The following is a 15,182-nucleotide window of genomic DNA, read 5'->3' as shown; positions in this document are numbered from 1 at the left end:
GCGACTCCCCCCGCGGGGGCGGCCCCCGCGCCGGCCGCGCCGCCGCCCAAGGCGCCTGCGCCGGTCGCCGCGGCCACACCGGAGGTCGCCGCGACGCCGATGGTGGCCCTGAAGACGCACTGGCGGATCGCCGCCGGCTGCGTTGCGGCGGTCATCGCCCTCACGGCTGTCGGTGTCAGCCTGGTGAAGAAAGCGCCCGCGCCCGATCCGCTGGCCTTTGTGACCGCCCAGATCGGCCAGACGCCCTGCTCCTGGCTGCGGGTCTCCGACCACTCCAGCGTGGACGGGATCGAGGCCTACCGGCTGAGCGGGGCCTCCAGCGTCCAGCCCGCCGTGATCTCGCGCAATATTCTCCGGGACGCCAAGGCCAGGAAGGTCGACGTCGACCAGGTGATCGCCACCGACGTGGCGCCGCTGGACCCCCAGCGCTGCGGCTGGATCGAGACCCTGAAGCCGTTCCGCTATGCCGGCATCCCGCGGTTCGAGCTGCGGCTGGAGACGATGAAGCGCGGGGTCACCCGGGCCGAACTGACCTTCAACGCGGCCGAGCTGGGGCCCGCCGGCGCGCTCTACGGCGTCGAGCCCTCCGGCGCCGTCCAGCGCATCGTGGGCCGAACCGAGCTGGCGAAACTCGGGCCGCCGGCGGTGATCCATCACGACGACGGGAGCTATACCCTGAACGTCGACACCGACCGCTCGGGCTGGAACGGGATCGTCTTCATGGAGTCGAAAACCGCCGCGCCGCAGGGCCTGGTGGAGTTGCCCCTGCAGTCGGTGGCCGAGCGCCAGCGGTTCACCAACCTTGCCAGGGCGGGCGGATGGCGCTTCGAGCTGGCCTGGTTCAAGGTCGAGCCCTGAGGCGGTCGCCGCCGTTGCCCCGGCGCCGCGGCTTGGGCTAAGCCTCCCGCGCTCCGAAAAGCCAGAGGCCTCCATGACCGAGATCGTCGATATCATCGCCCGCGAAATTCTCGACAGCCGGGGCAACCCGACCGTCGAAGTGGACGTGATCCTCGAGGACGGATCGATGGGCCGCGCGGCCGTGCCATCGGGCGCCTCGACCGGCGCGCACGAGGCCGTCGAGCGGCGCGACGGCGACAAGGGCCGCTATCTGGGCAAGGGCGTTCTGGGCGCCGTCGAGGCCGTGAACGGCGAGATCTACGACGCGCTTTCGGGCGCCGACGCGGAGGATCAGCGACGCCTCGACCGCCTGCTGATCGAGCTGGACGGGACCAAGAACAAGGCCCGCCTGGGCGCCAATGCGATCCTGGGAGTCAGCCTGGCGGCGGCCAAGGCGGCGGCGAGCTCGGCGGCGCTGCCGCTCTACAAGTACGTGGGCGGCGTCTCGGCCCGGGTGCTGCCGACCCCGATGATGAACATCATCAACGGCGGGGCCCACGCCGACAATCCCATCGACATCCAGGAGTTCATGATCCTGCCGACCGGCGCCGAGACCTTCGCCGAGGGCCTGCGGATGGGCGCGGAGATCTTCCACGCGCTGAAGAAGGCGCTGCACGACGCCGGCCACAACACCACCGTCGGCGACGAGGGCGGCTTCGCCCCCAACATCGGCAGCGCCGACGAGGCCCTGGGCTTCATCGTCAAGGCCGGCGTGGCGGCCGGCTACACGGCCGGCGACGACTTCCACCTGGGACTCGACGCGGCGGCCACCGAGTTCTTCAAGGGCGGCAAGTACATGATGGCCGGTGAGGGCAAGAGCCTAGATCCGGGCGGCATGGTCGACTACCTGGCCGGGCTGGTCGCGCGCTTCCCGATCGTCAGCATCGAGGACGGCTGTTCCGAGGACGATTTCGAGGGCTGGAAGCTACTGACCGAGCGGCTGGGCGGCCGGATCCAGATCGTCGGCGACGACCTGTTCGTGACCAATTCCGAGCGCCTGGCCATGGGGATCGGCAAGGGCTTGGCCAATTCGATCCTGGTGAAGGTCAACCAGATCGGCACCCTGTCGGAAACCCTGGATGCCGTCGACCTGGCCCACCGCAACAGCTACACCGCCGTGATGAGCCACCGCTCGGGCGAGACCGAGGACTGCACCATCGCCGACCTGGCGGTGGCCACCAACTGCGGGCAGATCAAGACCGGCTCGCTGTCGCGCTCGGACCGCATGGCCAAGTACAACCAGCTCCTGCGCATCGAAGAGGAACTGGGCGACCAGGCGATCTACGCGGGGCGCGGCGCGTTGCGCAGCTTGAGGTAGGCGGCTCGGCTTCACTTTGGTCGTGCCCGACAAGGCAATCTCATGCTTCCCCCGCTTGCGGGGGAAATGTCGCCAAGGCCGAAGGCGGGCGACAATGGGGAAATCGGCGCGACGGCGCCCAACACTTCCCCCATCGACCCTCGGCTTCGCCGTCTGGCCACTTCCCCCCAAAGGGGGAAGGATTGCGCGTCTGCGTCGCATGACTTTGAGTGAGGCTAACCTATCCCTTCGCCCTGACCCGGTTGTTGCGCGGTTCGTGCTCCAGCTCGACCAAGCCCAGCAACTCCAGCACCGGCGTCACATAGTTGGCGAAGCGGCCGCGGTAGCCTTTGCGCAGGCCGTAGTAGCCGCCGACCGGGTTGTCGGCGGCCCGCGCCCAGGCCTCCACCGTGCCGTCGGCGGTCGGCTTGCCCTCATCGGCGTTGCCCAGCGCCACCCAGTCGCCGCGGGCCTTCAGCATGGCGTGCAGGTCCTCGAGGCCGCGGGCCTGGTAGGAGAGGCGGGTCGAGCCGACCTGGACATGGAGCGCGTCGCCGTCCTTCCAGGCCTGGAACTCGGAGGTCTGGGACGGGGTCTTCAGGATCCACGGATCGTCCGCGACGCCGGTTCCGTAGGTGACGGTGCTCATCGACTTTCCTTCCCGGCCGCGAATGACTTCCATCTGGTTATGCGCGACCTAATGTGACGTCTTCTGTCATGTTTGGAAGCCGGCCATGCGCGCATCGCGACTCCTGCGCCTGTTGCTGATCCTGCAGAACCGCGGGCGCATGACCAGCGCCCAGCTGGCGACGGAGCTGGAAGTGGCGCGGCGCACCATCCTGCGCGACGTCGACGCGCTCACTGAGGCCGGTCTTCCGATCATCGTCCACCAGGGCAACCAGGGCGGCATCGAGCTGGGGTTCAACTATCGCACCCGGCTGACGGGCCTGGCGTCCGACGAGGCCGAGGCGATGGCGGTGCTGCTGAGCCGGCCGGTGGCGGAGCTGGCGATGTTGGGCCTGGAGGACGCCGCCCAGCGGGCGCGGGCGAAGCTGCTGGAGTCCTTTCCCGATCCGGTGCGGGCGAAGATCGAACAGGCCCGGCGCCGGTTCCGATTCGACCTGCCGGCCGCGGACGCGCCGGACGTGCGGCTCCCCGCCCTGGCCGACGCGGTCCGCGAGGCCCGGGTCGTGCGGATCGACACCCGCTCCGAATCGTCCCGCACCATCCACCCCATCGGCCTGATGCTGCGCGTCGATGGCTGGTTCGTCATCGACGCGGCGGCGGGGGAGGCGGCCATCGCCCTGGCGGACTGCGGCGATATCGCAATCTCGGCGCGGCGTTTCGGGCCGCCGGACGCCGTTGGTTAGCATCCCATTAAGCATGTCAGGGCGAAGTGAGGCGGCTGTCCAGGGAATCGCCGTGCTCGCCCGTCTTCGCCCGTACCTGTTCACCTCCGCGGTGCTGCTGCTGATCGTCTATTTCGGCGTTCAGGGGTTCACCGGGGAGGGCGGGCTGCTGCGGTCGAACCAGCGCAGCGCGGCCCTGATCGCCAAGACCCAGGAGCTGGCGCAGCTGACCGCCACGCGGCGCGATCTCGAGATCCGCGCCCAACTCCTGCGCGACTCCAGCCTTTCCGCGGACCTGCTGGAGGAAAGGGCGCGCTCCCTGCTAGGCTTCGCTGATCCAAGGGACTATGTCATTCGGTTAAAGCCCTAGGATCGGTTCGCCGCTCCTACCGGGGGGCGGCAAAACGATCACGGGAGCGACGCATGGCGCGCGGTCAGACTGGCACGGCCGGTCGGCGGAAGGCCAACGAGTCGGAGGGGGCGCCGAAGAAGGCGGCCGCCGCGACGACTTCGGCCACCAAGGAACAGCTTCTCGAGTACTATCGGCAGATGCTGCTGATCCGCCGCTTCGAGGAGCGAGCGGGCCAGCTCTACGGCATGGGGCTGATCGGCGGCTTCTGCCACCTGTACATCGGGCAGGAAGCGATCGCGGTCGGTTGCCAGGCGGCCAAGCGCCCCGGCGACCAGATGATCACCGGCTACCGGGACCACGGCCACATGCTGGTCTGCGGGATGGACCCGAAGGAGGTCATGGCCGAATTGACCGGGCGCTCCGGCGGTTCCTCGCGGGGCAAGGGCGGGTCGATGCACATGTTCTCGACCGAGGCGGCCTTCTACGGCGGCCACGGGATCGTGGGGGCGCAGGTGTCGCTGGGTACCGGCCTGGCGTTCGCCAACGCCTACCGCGGCGATGGCAAGGTCAGCTTCGCCTACTACGGCGACGGTGCGGCCAACCAGGGCCAGGTCTACGAGAGCTTCAACATGGCCCAGGTGTGGAAGCTGCCGGTCATCTACTGCATCGAGAACAACGAATACGCGATGGGCACCGCCATCGACCGCTCGTCGTCCGAGACCAAGCTCTACAAGCGCGGCATCTCCTTCAACATCCCGGGCGAGGAAGTCGACGGGATGGACGTGACGGCGGTGAAGGCCGCCGCCGAGCGCGCCTGCGCGCACTGCCGGGCGGGCAATGGCCCCTACATCCTGGAACTGAAGACCTACCGCTATCGCGGCCACTCGATGAGCGATCCCGCCAAGTACCGCACGCGCGAGGAGGTCGATGAGGTCCGCAAGACCCGCGACCCGATCGACCATTGCGAGGAGCTGCTGGAAAAGAACGGCTGGGCCGACGAGGCCGCGCTGAAGGCGATCGACGCCGACGTGAAGCGGATCGTGGCCGAGGCCGCGGAATTCGCCCGCACCAGCCCCGAGCCGGACCCGTCCGAACTCTACACGAACGTCTACACCGTAGCCGCAGAGGGGGCGAAGGCGTGACCGACATTCTGATGCCGGCGCTCTCGCCCACGATGGAAGAGGGCACCCTCGCCAAGTGGCACGTGAAGGTTGGGGACAAGATCTCCTCCGGCGACGTGATCGCGGAGATCGAAACCGACAAGGCCACCATGGAGGTGGAGGCGGTCGACGAAGGGACCATCTCGGAACTCCTCATCGCCGAGGGAACCGAGGAGGTGAAGGTCAATTCGGTGATCGCACGGCTGGCGGGCGAGGCCGGCGCGACCGCGTCGCCGCCGCCTGCAGCGGCTCCCGAGCCAGCGGCGGCCATGGAGAAGCAGCCGGCCTCGCGGGCCGAGGCGAAGGGCGATCCCGTCCGCGCCGCGTCCGCCGCTGCGCCGGCTCCCGCCGTGCCGCTGAAGGACCCGGCCCTGCCGGAGGGTGTCAACATGGTGAAGGTGACCGTGCGCGACGCCCTGCGAGACGGCATGGCCGAGGAGATGCGCCGCGACCCGGACGTGTTCCTGATGGGCGAGGAGGTCGCCCAGTACCAGGGCGCCTACAAGGTCTCGCGCGGTTTGCTGGACGAGTTCGGCCCCAAGCGGGTGATCGACACCCCGATCACCGAGCATGGCTTTGCCGGCATCGGCGTCGGCGCGGCGATGGCCGGTCTGAAGCCGATCGTCGAGTTCATGACCTTCAACTTCGCCATGCAGGCCATCGACCACATCATCAACTCGGCGGCCAAGACGCTCTACATGTCCGGCGGCCAGATCAAGTGCTCGATCGTCTTCCGCGGTCCGAATGGCGCGGCCGCCCGGGTGGGCGCGCAGCACAGCCAGGACTACGGCGCCTGGTACGCCCACGTGCCGGGCCTGAAGGTGCTGGCGCCCTACGACAGCGCCGACGCCAAGGGGCTGATGAAGGCGGCGATCCGCGACCCGAACCCGGTGGTCTTCCTGGAGCACGAGATGCTCTACGGCCAGGAGTTCGAGGTGCCGGAAGGGATCGACTGGGTCGTGCCGATCGGCAAGGCCAAGATCCGCCGCGTGGGGACCGACGTCACCCTCGTCGCCTACTCCCGCATGGTGGGGTTCTGCCTGCAGGCGGCGGAGAAGCTGGCCGAGGAGGGCATCCAGGCCGAGGTCGTCGACCTGCGCACCCTGCGCCCCATGGACATCGACACGGTCATCGAGAGCATCAAGAAGACCAACCGCGTGGTCACGGTCGAGGAAGGCTGGGGCCCGATGGGCGTCGGCGCCGAGATCTCGGCCAAGGCGGTGGAACTGGCCTTCGACTATCTCGACGCGCCGCCGGCCCGGGTCCACCAGGAGGACGTGCCGCTGCCCTACGCGGCCAACCTCGAGGTGCTCTCCATGCCATCGATCGACAAGATCGTGGCGGCGGCCAAGGCGGTCTCCTACAAATGAGCAGGGCCCTTGGTCCCGCGCATCCCGGCGAAGGCCGGGACCCAGATCGCGAAATGCCGATGTGGGTTGGAAGTGCGCGGCGCGTATCGAGCCTGCCTCTGAGCCATTCCATCTGGGTCCCTGCCTTCGCCGGGATGAGCGGAGGGATATCATGAGCGAGGCCTTCGTCTGGCGCGCGGGCGGTTGCCATTGCGGCGAGGTGCGCTTCGAGGCGGCCCTGCCGGCGCATGTCCTGGCGCAGGACTGCAACTGCTCCATGTGCGCCAAGACCGGGTTCGTGCACGTCATCGTGCCGGAGAGCCGGTTCCGGGTGACCCGCGGGGCCGACCGGCTGGCCGAGTACACGTTCAACACCCGGGTGGCGAAGCACTTGTTCTGCGTCGAGTGCGGCGTGAAAGCGTTCTACCGACCCCGGTCCAACCCGGACGGCTGGAGCGTCAACGCCCGCTGCCTGGACGAGGCCGCCGGCCTCACCATCGACATCGAAGCCTTTGACGGCCGGAACTGGGAATTGAACGCCCACGCCCTGGCCCATCTCTCCAAGGAACCCGCATGACGGACATCCTCATGCCCGCCCTTTCTCCCACGATGGAGGAAGGGACGCTCGCCAAGTGGCACGTGAAGGTGGGGGACAAGGTCTCCTCCGGCGACGTGATCGCCGAGATCGAGACCGACAAGGCCACCATGGAGGTGGAGGCGGTCGACGAGGGAACCATCGAGGAACTGCTGGTCGCCGAGGGTACCGAGGGCGTGAAGGTCAACGCGACCATCGCTCGGCTGTCGGGCGACGGCGATGCGGCTCCGCCGCCGGCGCCCAAGGCCGACGGGCCCGCCACCAAGGCGTCCGAGCCCGCCAAGGCTGCGGCGCCTACTGCCGCAGCGCCGGCGCCCATCGCCCAGGCTGCGCCGGCCAAGGCGGCCGACGGCGCCAGGATCTTCGCCTCGCCCCTGGCCAAGCGGCTCGCGGCGCAGAAGGGGATCGACCTGTCGGCCGTCGCCGGCAGCGGCCCGCACGGGCGGATCGTCAAGGCCGACATCGACGCGGCCCAGCCCGGTCAGGCCAAGGCGGCTCCGGCGGCGGCCCCCGTCGCGGCGCCGGCCTCCGCGCCGGCCACGGCTGCGGCGGCCGCCCCACGCCAAGCCCAGAGCCTGGAGCAGATGGGCATCGCGCCCGGCAGCTACGACCTCATCCCGCTGGACGGCATGCGCAAGACCGTGGCGCGGCGGATGACCGACAGCTTCCGCGACGTGCCGCACTTCCCACTCAGCCTCGACATCGAGATCGACGCCCTGCTGGCCGCCCGCGTGCGGATCAACGGCCTGCTCGAGAAGTCCGGCGTCAAGGTCAGCGTCAACGATTTCGTCATGAAGGCCGCCGCGGTCGCCCTGAAGAACGTGCCGGAGGCCAACGCCTCCTACTCGCCCGAGGGCATCGCCATGCACCACCATGCGGACATCGCGATGGCGGTGGCCATCCCGGGCGGCCTGATCACCCCGATCATCCGCGCCGCCGAGACCAAGGGCCTGGCCCAGATCGCCACCGAGTCCAAGGACCTGGCCGAGCGGGCGCGCAGCAAGAAGCTGAAGCCCGACGAGTTCCAGGGCGGCACCTTCTCGGTCTCCAACCTGGGCATGTTCGGCATCAAGACCTTCGCCTCGATCATCAACGAGCCGCAGGGCGCCATCCTGTCGGTGGGCGCCGGCGAGAAGCGGGCCGTGGTCAAGGGCGACGCCATCGTCATCGCCAACGTCATGACCGTGACCCTGACCTGCGATCACCGGGTGGTGGACGGCGCCGTCGGCGCGCGCTGGCTGCAGGCGTTCAAGGGGCTGCTCGAAGAGCCCCTGACGATGATCGTCTGATGAGCATCTACGACTTCAAGGCCGAGAGCCTGGACGGCTATGCCGCGCCGCTGTCGGCGTATCGCGACAAGGTCGTGCTGATCGTCAACACCGCCTCCAAGTGCGGCTTCACCGGCCAGTACGCCGGGCTGGAAGCGCTCTATACGAAGTACAAGGATCGCGGCTTCGTGGTGCTGGGCTTCCCGTGCAATCAGTTCGGGGCCCAGGAACCGGGGGATGCGGCCCAGATCGCTAACTTCTGCGCCCTGAACTATCAGGTGGACTTCCCGATCATGCGGAAGATCGACGTCAACGGGCCGACGGCCCATCCGCTGTACGGCTATCTCAAGCGCCAGCAGAAGGGCCTGCTGGGCACCGAGAACATCAAGTGGAACTTCACCAAGTTCCTCGTCGACCGGAAGGGCGAGGTGAGAAGCCGCTTCGGGCCCGCCACTGAACCCAAGACGCTGGAAAGCGCGATCGAGGCTTTACTCTGATGGCTGACTTCGACGTGATCGTCATCGGCTCCGGGCCGGGCGGCTATGTGACCGCGATCCGGGCCGCGCAGCTCGGCCTGAAAACCGCCATCGTGGAGCGGACCGAGCTGGGCGGCATCTGCCTGAACTGGGGCTGCATCCCGACCAAGGCGCTGCTGAAGTCCGGGGAGATCTACGAGACCCTCGACCACCTGAAGGACTATGGCCTCTCGGTGGAGAAGCGCGGCTTCGACTTCACCGCGGTGATCCAGCGCTCGCGCAAGGTGGCCGCACAGCTGAACGCCGGCGTCGCCTTCCTGATGAAGAAGCACAAGGTCGAGGTGATCGAAGGCTTCGCCAGGCTCGAGAAGGGCGCCGAATCGCCGAAGGTCATCGTCGCCCTGGCCGCCGGCGGGTCGCGGACGGTCACCGCCAAGAGCGTGATCCTGGCCACCGGCGCGCGGGCGCGGATCGTGCCGGCGCTGGGCATGGAGCCGGACGGCGAGCGCATCTGGACCTACCGCGAGGCCCTGGTCCCGAAGAGCGCGCCAAAGACCATGGTGGTGATCGGCTCCGGCGCCATCGGCATGGAATTCGCGAGCTTCTACAGGGCCTTGGGCTCCGAAGTTACCGTCGTGGAGATGCTGCCGCGGATTCTGGCGGTGGAGGACGAAGAGGTCTCCAAGGCCGCGCACAAGGCGTTCGAGAAGCGCGGCATCAAGTTCCGCGTGCCCGCCAGCGTCAAGAAGGTCGCCAAGACCGCCAAGGGAGTCTCCGTCGAGATCGAGGCCGGCGGCAAGGCCGAGGCCCTGGAGGCCGACGTCTGCATCGTCGCCATCGGAATCGTCGGCAATGTCGAGGACATGGGCCTGGAAGCCCTGGGGGTGAAGATTGACCGCACCCACATCGTCACCGACGACCACGGCGGCACGGGCGTGCCCGGCCTCTATGCGATCGGCGACGTGGCCGGCCCGCCCTGGCTCGCGCACAAGGCCAGCCACGAGGGCGTCCATTGCGTCGAGCACATCGCCGGCCTCAAGCCGACCAACATCCATTCGCCGATCCCCGGCTGCACCTATACTAACCCGCAGGTCGCATCGGTAGGCCTGACCGAGGCCCAGGCCAAGGAGCAGGGGCGCGAACCCAAGGTCGGCCGCTTCCCGTTCCGGGTGAACGGCAAGGCGATCGCCGCCTCCGACACCGAGGGCTTCATCAAGGTGGTGTTCGACGGCAAGACCGGCGCCCTGATCGGCGCCCACCTGATCGGCCACGAGGTCACCGAGATGGTCCAGGGCTTCACCCTGGCGATGACCCTGGAGGCCACCGAAGCCGAGCTGCAGGGCACGGTGTTCCCGCACCCGACCATGAGCGAGGCGATGCACGAGGCCTCGCTGGACGCCTACGGCCTGGTGCTGCACATCTGATATCACAGCCCCTCACTGGCCCGCTGCCGGGCGCCGCAACCTGGTCCCGCCACCACCACTTCGACGATCCGTACTACGCGATATCAATCCCAAGCCTTACGGCGCGCGCCTCGCTTCAGGCGCGCGCCGCGTGGCGGATCAGAACGTCTTTGAGACACCGATTTTGAGCGTCCGGCCGAGCGGATCGGCCGTCAGCGCATCGTAGTTGAGGTCGGTGCGGGCAAAGGGTGGATCCTTGTCGAATATGTTCGTGACCGAGAGGCTGACCCGGGTTTCGTACGGCGCCTCCCACAGCACGGTCACATCCTGCAGCACCTGGTCGCGGATCTTCGCCCCGCGCGTGACGACGCCGGTCGGATTGGTCGGCGTCACATAGATCGGGTTGAAGTTGAACAGCCCGGACCGCTGATCGACGTAGGAGTCGATGTAGCGGACCTGGTAGCGCACATTGAACGGTGCGCGCTCGTAGTTCAGCGCGAACGTCCCCTTGAACCGCGGGATCGGATAGGCGATCTGGCCGGAGTTGAACTTGCCCACGGCCTCGAATGCAGGGATCGTCACCGTTCCGATCTTCAGTGCGCCGACGTTGTACTTATCGACGTAGGTGAAAAGGGCGGTCGCGGTCAGGGCGCCGCCGAACGCCTCGGGCCACTGGTAGCTCAAGTCGACGTCGACCCCCGCGGTCTTGACGCGCGGGCCGTTGATCGCCTGCAGCAGCACGGCGACCACCCCCGGTCCGCAGGGTCCGGAGAACACCAGATGTGTCGCAATGAAGCTGGCCAGCGCGGGGTTCCCACAGTTGTTGGCGCCGCTGGCGCCGTTCGGGAAGATGGCGCTGACGACCGGCGTGAGTGGCTCGGAGGTGAGCAAGTCCCTGAAGTTGTAGTTCCAATAGTCGACGCTCCCCCGGAAATTGCCGATGTCGACGATGGCCCCGACGCTGTAGACCGTCGCCTTTTCCGGGGTCAGGTTCGGGTTGCCGATCGTCGAGACGGGAATGAACGTTCCCAGCACCTGCTGCAGGCCGGTGCTGGGGTTCGGGATGAGCAAACCCTGCGGCGGGGCGCGGAAGGTCGTGCCGATCGAACCGCGCAGGGCGATCCAGTCCGTCGCCTGCCACTTGCCGCGCACCTGCGGATTGAAGGTGGAGCCGCCGAACTTGCCGTAGTCTTCATATCGGGCGGCCAGTTCGATGAAGAACTTATCCGTGAACGGCAGGTTGAGCTCGCCGAAGCCGGCATAGATGTTCTGCTTGATATCGACGGGAATGGAGACCGGGCCGAAGACGTTCGGGCCCGTGCCCGTGGTGACGGCCGGGTTGGGGTTCGACGGGAAGATGCAGTCGTTGCGGCTGACGGGGCTCGGCGAGTTCGAGCAGGGCGACAGCAGTCCGTTGCCGAACTCGCTGTACTGGGTCCTATAGCTGTTGTGACGCCACTGGAATCCGCCGGCCCACTTGATATTTCCGCCGCCCAGCGTGAACCAGGGGAACTCGCCCGACAGCACGCCGTTGAATTCCTCTTCCTGGAACTTTGACCGGCTGGTCTGAATGGGCATGATCCAGTCCGCGAGCGCCGCCGTGTTGGCGAGGCTCGACACGAAGCCCGGATTGGTCAGCCCGCGGTTCGGCGCGCCCGGGATGCCGTTGGAGAACGGATTGAGGTACTGGCATCCGCCGGCCCCCGGCGTACCGGTCCGGAAATCGCAGTTGGGACCGCCAAGGCCGCGCAGCGCCAGTTCCAGCCGGTCGGTCAGGCTGTCGCGCCCTTCGGCATAGGACCTGTACTGCCCATAGGTGAAGCTGACATCGTATTTGATGCCGGCCGTGACGTCGCCCTTCACGCCGGCATTGAGCAGGATCTGCTTCTGGTAGTCGCGGCCGCCGACGCCGTGCTTGTAATCGTAGAGTGGGTTGCCCCCCGTGAGGTACGGGCGGAACGTCCCGATGGTAATCAGGGCCCCGCCGGTGCCGGTCGGGAATTGCCCCGGATTGGCGGCGATGTAGGCGGCGAAGCCGGGGTTGGTCGCCGGCACGAAGTAGAACAGTGAGGAGGCTGGCGGTCCCGCAACCGACAGCTGCGGGAAACCGGAGGGCAGGACGGCCCCGGGCACCGGCCGCGTCGTCACGTACGAGGGCGACGACTTGAAGAACGGCAGGTTCGTGTAGCCGTAGGAGGCGTCGAGGTGCAGCTCGTGGCCCTCGGCGAACTTCCAGTTCGCCTGAGCGAAGCCCAGGTAGCGATCTTCCTTCTCCTCCAGGTTGTCCCAGATCGAGTACTGGCCGCGGCAGCTGGTCCAAGGCAGCAGGGGCGCCGCGTTGGCTTTGGCGGTGGTGAGCTGTCCGCCCAGCGCGGTGCAGCCGAGGTCGAGCCGGCTTCCGGCGATGATCGTACCCCCCGCTGTGGTGGGAATGAAGGCTTCGGGGTTGCCGCCGCCGGTCCAGCCGCCCTCAGGGTTCCGGTCGTAGGCCTGGTGAGCCCAATCCTTGCCGAGCACGGGCAGTTCGGAACGATGGTGGTACTCGCCTGAGACCATCACGTCCCAGTTGCTGCCCACCTTTCCCCCGACGAAGCTGGCCCCGTAGTCGTCGCCCTTTGAGCCGTCGATCTGACGGTAGTCGGCGCTGAGCTCCAGGCCCTCGAACGAGCGCCTGGTGATGAAGTTCACCACGCCGCCGATGGCGTCCGATCCGTAGGTGGCGGCCGCGCCGTCCTTCAGCACCTCCACGCGGCCAATCGCCGCCAGGGGCAGCTTGTTGGGGTCTGGCGAAATCGCAAAGGCGAGCGGCAGGCGGTGGCCATTGAACAGCGTCAGGGTGCGCTCAGGCCCTAGGCCGCGCAGATTGACGGTGGAGGTGCCGTACAGGCCCTGGCCGCGGCCGCCGGCGACGAACTGGTTCGATTCGCCGATGACGCCGGAGGATTCCGGCAGCTGCTTGATGATCTCGACGACGCTCGGCGCGCCTTGCCGGCGCATCTGCTCCTGGGTCACCACATTGACCGGCAGCGCGGCGTCCTTCGACGTGCCGGCGATCAGCGAGCCGGTGACGATCACTTCGCTGAGTTCCGGGGCTGGCGCCCCTGCAGCGGCGGCCTGAGCATACGAAGCGCTCAGAGCCATGACGATGCTTACAGCGGTGCTAGCGCAGAGTGACCTGCGGCCCATGTCTTCCTCCCGAATGCGGTAGCGCCCCCCCACTTTTCGCGGGCTGTGAAATTCGCGTACCTCGCCCAAACTTGCGCCTACCCGGCGGTTGAGCAAACAATTTATTGCGATCCCGCAATAAGTGCGGATTCGAGACGGCGCCAGCGGCGCGCGTCGGCCCTCCGGCGTGATCCACGAGGCGTCGGTGGACGCCACGGCCTGGCGCCGCACAGCTGACGCGGCCGATTGCTCCCCCGTAGCCCACCGGGGGGTAGACCTTTATCCGCCCGCGCCTAGGCAGCCCGCTGCATCTCGGTGTCCACGATCCGTTGCAGGGCGACATAGTCCGTCTTGCCCGTCCCCAGCACCGGGATCTCCTGCACCCGGATGATCTTGCGCGGCACGGCCAGTTCCGGCGCGCCGATCATCTTGGCGTGGGCGATCAACGGGGCGGCCTCGGCGTCGCGGCGGTCGGTGACCAGGATCAGCCGTTCGCCCTTCTTCGGGTCGGGCAGGGCGACCACGGCGTGGCGGCAGTCGGGCCAGACGGCGGCGGCCAGGTCCTCGGCGGCGGTCAGCGAGACCATCTCGCCGCCGATCTTGGCGAACCGCTTCACCCGCCCGAGGATCCGGATCCAGCTGTCGTCGGAGATCGCCACCACGTCGCCGGTGTCGTGCCAGCCGCCGCTGGGCGCCTCGATGCCGCCGCCGGGGGTCAGGTAGCCGGACATGATGTTGGGGCCGCGGACCAGCAGCCGGCCGCCGCCGGGAATGCCCTCCACCGGCTCCAGCCGGGTCTCGACGCCGGGCAGCAGGGCGCCGACCGTGCCGCGCCGATTGTCGGCCGGCTGGTTGACCGCAATCACCGGCGAGGCCTCGGTCGCGCCATAGCCCTCCAGGATCGGGATCGGGCCGAACTTCTCGGCGATCAGGTTGTGGGTTTCCTCGCGCACCTTCTCGGCGCCGCAGACCACGAAGGTCAGGCCCGACAGCTCGTCGGGCTCGGCCGAACGGGCGTACTGGTTGAGGAAGGTGTCGGTGGCGAACAGCACCGCGGCGCCGGTGTCCTTCACCAGCGCCGGGATCTGCTTGATGTGCAGCGGTGAGGGGTACTGGAACGCCTTCAACCCCTCCAGGATCGGCAGCAGGCAGCCGCCGGTCAGGCCGAAGCAGTGGAAGATCGGCAACGGGTTGAAGAACACCCAGCTGGGGTCGAGCGCGATATGGGCCGCGATCTGGCGGGCGTTGGACACCAGGTTGGCCTGGCTGAGCACGACGCCGCGCGGCGCGCCGAAACTGCCGGAGGTGAACAGGATGACCCCCGGCTCGGAGGGCTTGGTGGCGATCCGGAACCGCAGCGGGAAGGCGCCGGCCGCCGCGGCATAGAGCCGGTCGGAGAAGCCGATCGTGCGGCGTACGTCCTCAAGGTAGACCACCTTGGTCAGGGTCTCGAGGGCGTCGACCAGGTCGTGCAGCTTGCCCTGTTCCACGAAGCGATGGGAGGTCAGCACGGTCTTGACGCCCGCCAGTTCGCACGCGGCCTTCAGGTTGCGGATGCCGGCGGTGAAGTTCAGCATCGTGGGCACGCGTCCAAAGGCGTGCAGGGCGAAGAAGGTCACCACCCCGCCGACGCTGGACGGCAGCATGACGCCGACCCGCTCGCCCTTCTTGGTGAAGGCGGAGATCTTGCGGCCCAGGGCGAAGGCCGCGCGAATCAGGTCCAGATAGCTGAGCGGATTGCGCTCCTGGTCCTCCAGGATCGGCTTCTTCGACCCGTGCTTGCGCGACGCCGCCACCAGGGCGTCGAACAGGGCGGACTGCGCGGCGGCGCTGTCGAATGAAGCCACGAACGGCGCCTCCCGTTTTTCTGG

Annotated in this window: 13 protein-coding genes; 10 read left to right on the top strand and 3 right to left on the bottom strand. The window is 68.0% G+C overall.

Annotated elements, in window-relative coordinates:
• Both Q0R13_RS17115 and eno read left to right on the top strand, forming a co-directional pair.
• Positions 1 to 858: hypothetical protein (locus Q0R13_RS17115; protein ID WP_293906164.1), on the top strand; the 858-nt coding region annotated here is incomplete at its 5' end.
• Positions 859 to 931: 73 nt separating this feature from the next.
• Positions 932 to 2,215, top strand: coding sequence for a phosphopyruvate hydratase (gene eno / locus Q0R13_RS17110; RefSeq protein WP_293906162.1), 1,284 nt, complete (start codon positions 932 to 934; stop codon positions 2,213 to 2,215).
• A 220-nt stretch (positions 2,216 to 2,435) separates the two neighbouring features.
• Here the strand turns inward: eno and Q0R13_RS17105 are convergent, their stop codons facing one another.
• Complete coding sequence (locus Q0R13_RS17105; RefSeq protein WP_293906160.1) at positions 2,436 to 2,843, bottom strand: DUF6855 family protein; 408 nt, start codon at positions 2,841 to 2,843, stop codon at positions 2,436 to 2,438.
• An 85-nt stretch (positions 2,844 to 2,928) separates the two neighbouring features.
• Between Q0R13_RS17105 and Q0R13_RS17100 the strand changes: the two genes are divergently transcribed.
• From Q0R13_RS17100 to lpdA, 8 genes are all read left to right on the top strand, one after another.
• Positions 2,929 to 3,564: an HTH domain-containing protein gene (locus Q0R13_RS17100; protein ID WP_293906158.1), complete on the top strand. Its 636-nt coding sequence runs from the start codon at positions 2,929 to 2,931 to the stop codon at positions 3,562 to 3,564.
• Positions 3,565 to 3,616: 52 nt separating this feature from the next.
• Complete coding sequence (locus tag Q0R13_RS17095) at positions 3,617 to 3,913, top strand: septum formation initiator family protein (protein ID WP_293906156.1); 297 nt, start codon at positions 3,617 to 3,619, stop codon at positions 3,911 to 3,913.
• A 53-nt stretch (positions 3,914 to 3,966) separates the two neighbouring features.
• Complete coding sequence (gene pdhA, locus Q0R13_RS17090) at positions 3,967 to 5,037, top strand: pyruvate dehydrogenase (acetyl-transferring) E1 component subunit alpha (protein WP_293906154.1); 1,071 nt, start codon at positions 3,967 to 3,969, stop codon at positions 5,035 to 5,037.
• Positions 5,034 to 6,425 (top strand): pyruvate dehydrogenase complex E1 component subunit beta, encoded by a 1,392-nt coding sequence (locus Q0R13_RS17085; protein ID WP_293906152.1) that lies wholly within the window; start codon positions 5,034 to 5,036, stop codon positions 6,423 to 6,425. The genes pdhA and Q0R13_RS17085 overlap by 4 nt, the downstream gene beginning before the upstream one ends.
• Positions 6,426 to 6,576: 151 nt before the next feature.
• Positions 6,577 to 6,981: a GFA family protein gene (locus tag Q0R13_RS17080; protein ID WP_293906150.1), complete on the top strand. Its 405-nt coding sequence runs from the start codon at positions 6,577 to 6,579 to the stop codon at positions 6,979 to 6,981.
• Positions 6,978 to 8,288, top strand: a complete 1,311-nt coding sequence (locus tag Q0R13_RS17075) for a pyruvate dehydrogenase complex dihydrolipoamide acetyltransferase (protein WP_293906148.1) — start codon at positions 6,978 to 6,980, stop codon at positions 8,286 to 8,288. Before Q0R13_RS17080 ends, Q0R13_RS17075 begins: the two co-directional genes overlap by 4 nt.
• On the top strand, positions 8,288 to 8,764 hold the full coding sequence (locus Q0R13_RS17070) for a glutathione peroxidase (RefSeq protein ID WP_293906146.1): 477 nt from the start codon (positions 8,288 to 8,290) through the stop codon (positions 8,762 to 8,764). Before Q0R13_RS17075 ends, Q0R13_RS17070 begins: the two co-directional genes overlap by 1 nt.
• Complete coding sequence (lpdA, locus tag Q0R13_RS17065; RefSeq protein ID WP_293906169.1) at positions 8,761 to 10,167, top strand: dihydrolipoyl dehydrogenase; 1,407 nt, start codon at positions 8,761 to 8,763, stop codon at positions 10,165 to 10,167. Before Q0R13_RS17070 ends, lpdA begins: the two co-directional genes overlap by 4 nt.
• Positions 10,168 to 10,305: 138 nt before the next feature.
• On the opposite strand, the gene Q0R13_RS17060 is transcribed toward lpdA, so the two are convergent.
• Positions 10,306 to 13,527: a TonB-dependent receptor gene (locus Q0R13_RS17060; RefSeq protein ID WP_293906144.1), complete on the bottom strand. Its 3,222-nt coding sequence runs from the start codon at positions 13,525 to 13,527 to the stop codon at positions 10,306 to 10,308.
• A 77-nt stretch (positions 13,528 to 13,604) separates the two neighbouring features.
• Positions 13,605 to 15,158 (bottom strand): AMP-binding protein, encoded by a 1,554-nt coding sequence (locus Q0R13_RS17055; protein ID WP_293906142.1) that lies wholly within the window; start codon positions 15,156 to 15,158, stop codon positions 13,605 to 13,607.
• Positions 15,159 to 15,182 lie beyond the last annotated feature (24 nt).

The organism is Phenylobacterium sp., assembly GCF_025351295.1.
Lineage (GTDB): Bacteria > Pseudomonadota > Alphaproteobacteria > Caulobacterales > Caulobacteraceae > Phenylobacterium.
This window is presented reverse-complemented; position numbering and strand designations above follow the sequence as displayed.